We start from the raw sequence: 6839 nt of genomic DNA on the forward strand, positions 1-6839 counted from the left end.
CGCCAGCACCTCCGCCCCCCCCCCCGCCCCGCTGTCCCGCACCGCCACCCGCACCGCCCCCTCGCCCCCCACCCCCCCCCCCCCCCCCCCCCCCCCCCCCCCCCCCCCCCCCCCCGCCGAGGTGAAGGTGTCGCGGCTCTCGGCCTCCGCGGCCTGCGCCAGCACCCGCGCCAGCAGCACCTCGCGCTCGTCGCGGCTCAGCGCCAGGGCCAGGCCGATGACGGTGAGCAGCCCGACGAACGCCTGCACCACCAGGGCGCGGTGCGCGTCGGAGGGCACCGCCGCGAACGGGCCGTGCCCCTCCAGGGTCAGCAGCACGGCGGCCACGCCGGCGAGCAGGCTGTGCACGGCCACCACGGTGGTGTCGAAGCGCAGCGCCACCCACACCGTCAGCGCCAGCGGCACGAACGCCAGCGACGCGCCCGCCGGGGAGGCGAACACCAGCGCGTACAGCGCGCCGCTGCACAGCACCAGGGCCGCCAGCTCCGCGGCGCGCCAGCCGCGCGGGCGCTGGAACGGCAGGGAGCCGCCCCCGGCGCGGTGCACGGCCAGCAGGTGCGCCAGGCGCAGGCCCACGACCACCACCAGCAGCACGCTGACGGTGTTGCGCGTCATCCACACCGCCGCCGTCAGCCAGGACCAGCGCCCGCCGGCCAGCGCCGCGGCGGTCGGCCCGATCACCGCGCCGGCCGCGGTGGCCAGCACCGCGGCGGCCAGCAGCAGCCCCAGGTGGCGCAGGCCCGTCAGCGGCTCGGTGCCGCCGGCCCCGCGCAGCTCCGGGCACCAGCGCCCGAACAGGTGCCGCAGCACGGCGACCTGCACGGCGTTCGCCGCCACCGAGCCGGCCACCAGCACCGCCGGCGCCCCGGTCAGGGCGTTGACGGCGACCGTGCCCAGCGCGAGGGCGGACCAGTCCAGCCAGCGGCGCGAGCCGTCGCGGCGCAGGCAGAACCACAGGGCCGCCACGCCCGCCGCCGGCCACACCAGGCTCAGGCCGGTGCCGTCCATGACGGTCAGGCGGCCCAGGTACACCGCCGCGCAGAACAGCGCCGCGAACGCGGCCGTGGCCGCCGGCCCGCCCGCCGCGCGCGCGGGGCGCGCCGCGGGCGCGGGACGCACCGGGCGGGCCGGGCGGGCGCCGGCGGTCACCGGCACCGCGCTCACCAGCCCACCGGCTCGTCCGCGCGCACCCCCGCGGCCGTGCCCGCCACCGTGCCCGCCACCGCGCCGGCCAGCTCCCCGGCCAGCGCCGTGAACGTCCGGCAGGTGCGCTCCAGCTCCTCGCGCAGCCCGGCCAGCGAGCCGTCCGCCGGCGGCTCGCCGGCGCGGGTGCGGTCCTCCAGGTCCGCGCACCGCTGCGCCAGGGCGTCCGCGCCGAGGTTGGCCGCGGAGCCCTTCAGGCTGTGCGCGAGGGTCTCCAGGGCGCGCGCGTCCCCGGAGAGCACCGCCAGCTCCAGCCCGGCGACGGCCTGCGGGGCGCGCTCGACGAACGAGGTCAGCAGCTGCGAGAACAGCAGCCGGTCCGCGTCGGTGTCCGCCCCGCCCAGGTCGGCGATGCGGGCCCGCACGGCCACCTCCAGCGGCACGACGGCCGGCGCGGGCGGCTCGACCGTCACCGTCGCGACGTCCTGCGCGACGCCCCCCGCCACCGGCCGGGCGGCGGGCACGCGCCCCGGGCGCGGGGCGGCCGCGGGCGCGGCGAGCACCGCGGCCAGGGCGTTCTCCAGCTCGCGCGCGCGCACCGGTTTGGTCAGGTGCGCGTCCATCCCGGCCGCCGCGCACGCGTCGCGGTCCTCCGAGAGCACGCTGGCGGTCAGCGCCACGATGCGCGGCTGCCGCCCGGCGGGGACCTCGGAGCGGATCAGGCGCGTGGCCTGCAGGCCGTCCAGCACCGGCATGTGCAGGTCCATGAGCACCACGTCGTAGTCCGCGGCGCGCACGGCCTCCAGCGCCTGGTGGCCGTCGGCGACGGTGTCGACGTCGTGGCCGAACCTCGCCAGCAGCAGCTGCGCGACCTTCTGGTTCACGGCGTTGTCCTCCGCGAGCAGCACGCGCAGCCGCCGTGCGGGGACCCCCCCGGGGGCCGGCGGCGCGAGCGGCGCGGTGGGCGCGGTGGGCGCGGGCGCGACCGCGGGCACGGTCCCGGCCGCGGTCCCGGCCACCGGGGGACGGCCGCCGAGCAGGTCGCGCAGGGTGCTCTCCAGCAGCCCGGTGCGCACCGGCTTGCTCAGGGTGGCGTCCACGACGCCGCCCGCGGCGGCCGAGGGGTGCCGGTGGCCGCTGGTCAGCAGCACCAGCGGCAGCGCGCGCCCGGCCGGCAGCGCCCGCAGCGCGTTGGCGAGCTGCTCGCCGTCCGTGCCGGGCATGTGCATGTCGAGCAGGGCCGCGTCGAAGGCGCGGCCGGCGGCCACCAGGGCCAGCGCCTCGCCGGCCGAGGCCGCGCTCGTGCACGCCGCGCCCCAGCCCTCCAGCTGCAGCTGCAGCACGCGGCGGTTGGTGGCGTTGTCGTCCACGACCAGCACGTCGCGCCCGGCCAGGTCCGCCGCGGTCAGCGGCGGCACGCCGCGGACCGCGCCGGGGACCCCGGCGGTGGCCGGCAGCGCCACCCGCAGCGTGAAGGTGGAGCCGATGCCCGGGGCGCTCCGCACCGCCAGGGCGCCGCCCATCGCCTCGGCCAGCCCCGAGCAGATCGCCAGAGCCAGGCCCACGCCCCGGTGCGCGCGCGGCGCGTAGGGGTCCAGCGGCGCGAAGGAGGTGAACAGCCCCTCGAGGTCCTCCGCCGCCACGCCCGCGCCGGTGTCGCGCACCGCGAAGCGCAGCGGCCCCTCGCCGCCGTCCGCCCCGGCGGGCTCGGCCGCCACCGTCAGCGCGACCTCCCCGCGCGAGGTGGACACCACCGCGTTCTGCAGCAGGTGCACCAGCACCTGGTGCAGCCGGGCGCCGTCGCCGCGCACCACGGCCGGCACCTCGGCGCCCACGTCCACCACCAGCTCCAGGCCCTTGGCGCCGGCCTCGTGGCGCACCACCGCGGCCGCGCCCTCCACGCACGCGCGCACCTCGACGGGCTCGTCCAGCAGGCGCAGGCTGCCCGCCTGCAGCTGCGAGTAGTCCAGGACCTCGTCGATGACGACGAGCAGCGCCTCGCCGCTGTCGCGCACCGTCTCGGCCAGCTCGCGCTGCTGCCCGTCCAGCGGCGTGTCCAGCAGCAGGTCCGTCATGCCGATCACCGCGTTCATCGGGGTGCGGACCTCGTGGCTCATCGTCGCCAGGAACGCCGACTTCGCCCGGTCCGCCTCCACGGCCTTGTCGCGGGCGGTCAGCAGCGCCTCCACGGCGGTGTTGACGACCTGCGCCACCGCGGCGATCTCCCGCGGCGCCCGGCCGGCGTCGGCCTCGACGGCCTCGCCCTCGGCCAGGCGCTGCGCGGCCCGCGCCATGCGCTGCACCGGGCGCACCACGCGCCGGTCCACCCACAGCGCGCCCAGGGCCAGCAGCAGCACCGCGCCGGCGGTGCCGGCCAGCACGACCGCGCGGGTGCGGGCCGCGCTCGCGGCGACCTGCTCCTGCTGGCGGGCCAGCATGATGCGCTCGGCGTCCTCCAGCTCGTCCAGCGCCGCGGTGGCGCGCCGCATCTGCGTGCGCCCGGCGTCGGTGCCCACCACGGCCTGCGCGGCCTCGAAGCCCCGCTCGCGGCGCAGCCGCACCGTCGAGGACAGCTCGGCGAGCTTGCCCTCGACGGCCTCGCGCAGCCGCGCGCCCGTCGCGGCGCCGTCCGGGGTGCCGGCCGTCGCGGCGACCAGCGCGTCCGCGGCGGGGCGGATCCGCTCGACCGCGTGGTCGTACGGCTCCAGGTAGTACTCGCGCCCGGTGATCAGGTAGCCGCGCTGGCCGCGCTCGGCGTCGCGCAGCAGCACGCGCAGCTCGGCGACGTCGTCCAGCCGGGCGTGGGTGCGCTCCACCTGCCCGCGCTCGTCCACCAGGGCGCCGATGCGCGCGTAGGAGCTGCCGCCCACCAGCAGCAGCGTGGTGACCGCCAGCAGCAGGCCCGCGGTGAGCACCCGGGCGACCGAGGAACGGGCGCGCGGCGCCCGCGGGCCCGGGGTCACCAGCTCGCGCCGGTCTCGGCCGTGGCGAGGGACTGCTCGATGGCGGTGCACAGGGCGCTGAGCACGACCGGCTTGGTCAGGTACGTCGCGCCCAGCGCGCGCCCGGCCTCGATGTCGGCCGGCTGCACGCGCCCGCTGAGGAAGACCACCGGCAGGCGCGCGTAGCGCTCGTCGGTGCGCAGCTGGCGCACCAGCTCCAGGCCCGTGGTGCCCGGCAGGGACACGTCCGAGACCAGCACGTCCGGCGCGCCGCGCTCGGCCATGACGGCCAGGGCGGCCGGGGCGGAGTCCGCGCCCACGACCCGGTGCCCGGCGGCGCGCAGCCGCAGGTCCAGCAGGGTGCGGATGTCCGCGTCGTCCTCGACGACCAGCACCTTGGCCATGACCGGGTCCCTCCTGAGGGGGTTCGTCGTTCCGGGGGCCGGCTGCCGCGGTCGCGGCGCTCCGGTGCTCCTCCCGGTGGGCTCATCGGCAGCGGCGGGCGCGGGGTGAAGCGGTGCGTGCGCCTCGTTCGCCCGCCCGGGAGCACCGCCCGGCGCGACCGGGGGGGTGCAGCGGTGACGCACGGTCACCGCCGGCTCAAGGCCGTCGCGGGCCGTCCCGAGAACCACCACGGCGCGGTCGGGCGGAGGCCGCACGTCGCGCCGGTGACCACGAGCGAGGAGAGGCGGCCGACGTGCACGAACCGGGTGCCCCGAGCGGCTGCGCACCCCGCCCGCCGCTGCCCGCCGCGCTGCGCCGCGCCCTCGCCGCCGCGCCGCGCCCCCCGCTGCCGCCGGCCGCCGCGCCGGTCCTGTTCGCGCTGCTGTTCGCCGCGGGCCTGCTGCTGGGCCGGCACACCGTGCCCCCGGGCGCCTCGCTGGCGCTGGTCTCGCCCGCCGCGGGCGTGGCCGCCGTCTGGTTCGGGCGGCGCCGGCGCGCCGGCGCCCGCTGGGGCGGCGCGCTGCTCGTGGACGCCGCCCTGCTGGGCGCGGCGGGCCTGGCGGTGCACCTGGCCACCGGCGCCGCGGCCCCGGTCGCGCTGGCCGCCACCGCCGCCACCCTCGTGCAGACGCTGCTGTTCACCGCGCTGCTGGAGCGCTGGTGCCCCGGTGCCGGGCCCGGGCTGCCGCTGCGCGGGGTCCCCCAGCTCGTGCGCCTGCTCGCCGCCACCGGCGCGGGCGTGCTGCTGCTGGCGTGGGCCGCCCGCAACGGGCTGTCGGTGCTGCTGCTGGGCTGCATCGGCCTGCGCCTGCTGGCGACCTCGGGCGGTCCGCGGGCCGTGGACCCCGACGTCGCCCGGGCCCCGCGCACCCTGGAGCTGCTCGTGGCGGCCGCCGTCTCCGCCGCCGCCCACACCGCCCAGTTCGCCGCCGGCGCCGACGTGCCCGTGACGTTCCTGCTGATCCTGCTGACCGTGTGGGTGGCGCTGCGCTTCTGCAGCCGCACCGTCGCGTGGCACTGCCTGCTCACCGGCACCGCCGCGGTGCTGTTCACCCTGCACGGCCACGGCCCGTTCGCCGCGCTGCCCGACCCGACGGTGCGCGCGCTGGTGGTGCAGTCGTTCGCCGCCGTCGGCGCCGCCGTCGGCCTCGTGCTGGCCCTGGGCCGCGACGAGCGCGACGCGCTGCTGGCCGAGGTGCGCCGGCAGGCCGCCGCCGCCCGCCGGCAGGCCGACAGCGCCCAGATGCTCACCGGGGCGCTGCGCTCGCTGAACTCCGCCGCCGACGCCCGCGAGGCGCTGTGCGAGGCCACCGCCCGCATCACCGGCGCGCACCGCGTGCACCTCGTCGAGCCCGACGACCGCGGCGAGCTGGTCACCCGCGCCCGCTGGGGCGCCGGGGACGAGCCCGCGCCGGGCCCGCCGTCCCTGCTCGCCGAGGCCTTCCGCAGCGGCGAGCCCCGCTTCGTCGGCGACCTCGCCGCGCACGGCGGCGCGGACGGGGCGCAGGGCCCCGCCTGCGTCGCCTACCAGCCGATCACCACCGCCGGCGGGCAGACCGCCGGCCTGCTCGTCAGCACCTGGCACGAGCGCGTCGAGGAGCTGCCCGCGCACGTGCGCGTCGTCATGGCGACCCTGGCGCTGGAGGCCGCGCACGGCATGGAGCGCGCCGACCTGCTCACCCAGCTCGCCCTGGCCGCTGAGCGCGACCCGCTCACCGGCCTGGCCAACCGCCGCCGCTGGGACGAGGCCACCGGCAAGGAGATCGCCCGCGCCGTGCGCACCGGCCTGCCGCTGTCCTTCTGCCTGCTCGACCTGGACCACTTCAAGCGCTACAACGACACGCAGGGCCACCTGGCCGGCGACGAGCTGCTGCAGGAGTTCGCCGCCGCGGCCTCCTCGTGCCTGCGCGAGGTGGACACCCTGGCCCGCTGGGGCGGGGAGGAGTTCGTGCTGGCCCTGCCCGGGTGCAGCGCCGCCGGCGCGCGCGCCGTGGCCGACCGCATCCGCGCCGCGGTGCCGCGCGGGCAGAGCTGCACCGTGGGCGTGGCGCAGTGGCAGCCGGGCCTGAGCGCCGCCGAGGTGGTCGCGCTGGCCGACCTGGCCCTGTACGAGGGCAAGAAGGCCGGGCGGGACACCACCGTCGTCAGCGGCGCGGCGCCCGCGCCCGTCCCGGTGCCCGGCGCGGTGCCCGGCGCGGTGCCCGGCGCGGTGCCCGGCGCGGTGCCCGGCGCGGTGCCCGGCGCGGTGCCCGGCGCGGTGCCCGGCGCGGTGCCCGGCGCGGTGCCCGGCGCGGTGCCCGGCGCGGTGCC

At 79.7% G+C, this 6839-nt stretch carries 4 protein-coding genes; 1 reads left to right on the forward strand and 3 read right to left on the reverse strand.

The window, feature by feature from the left end:
- The 3 genes from ACRYR7_RS23375 to ACRYR7_RS23385 form a co-directional block, all read right to left on the reverse strand.
- On the reverse strand, positions 1 to 1164 hold a 1164-nt coding region (locus ACRYR7_RS23375), incomplete at its 3' end, for an MASE1 domain-containing protein (protein ID WP_432574605.1).
- Complete coding sequence (locus tag ACRYR7_RS23380; RefSeq protein WP_432574608.1) at positions 1161 to 4058, reverse strand: response regulator; 2898 nt, start codon at positions 4056 to 4058, stop codon at positions 1161 to 1163. The genes ACRYR7_RS23380 and ACRYR7_RS23375, both read right to left, overlap by 4 nt.
- Positions 4059 to 4102: 44 nt before the next feature.
- Positions 4103 to 4489, reverse strand: coding sequence for a response regulator (locus ACRYR7_RS23385; RefSeq protein WP_432574609.1), 387 nt, complete (start codon positions 4487 to 4489; stop codon positions 4103 to 4105).
- Positions 4490 to 4782: 293 nt separating this feature from the next.
- Between ACRYR7_RS23385 and ACRYR7_RS23390 the strand changes: the two genes are divergently transcribed.
- Positions 4783 to 6839 (forward strand): GGDEF domain-containing protein (locus ACRYR7_RS23390; protein ID WP_432574611.1); only part of this gene is annotated, 2057 nt, incomplete at its 3' end.

The organism is Kineococcus gurbantunggutensis, from assembly GCF_050871925.1.
In the GTDB taxonomy this organism is placed as follows: Bacteria; Actinomycetota; Actinomycetes; order Actinomycetales; family Kineococcaceae; genus Kineococcus.

What these genes read in the sequence shown, in the direction of transcription:
- ACRYR7_RS23385 (WP_432574609.1), bottom strand. Translation starts at nt 4,489, where the DNA reads ATGGCCAAGGTGCTGGTCGTCGAGGACGACGCGGACATCCGCACCCTG.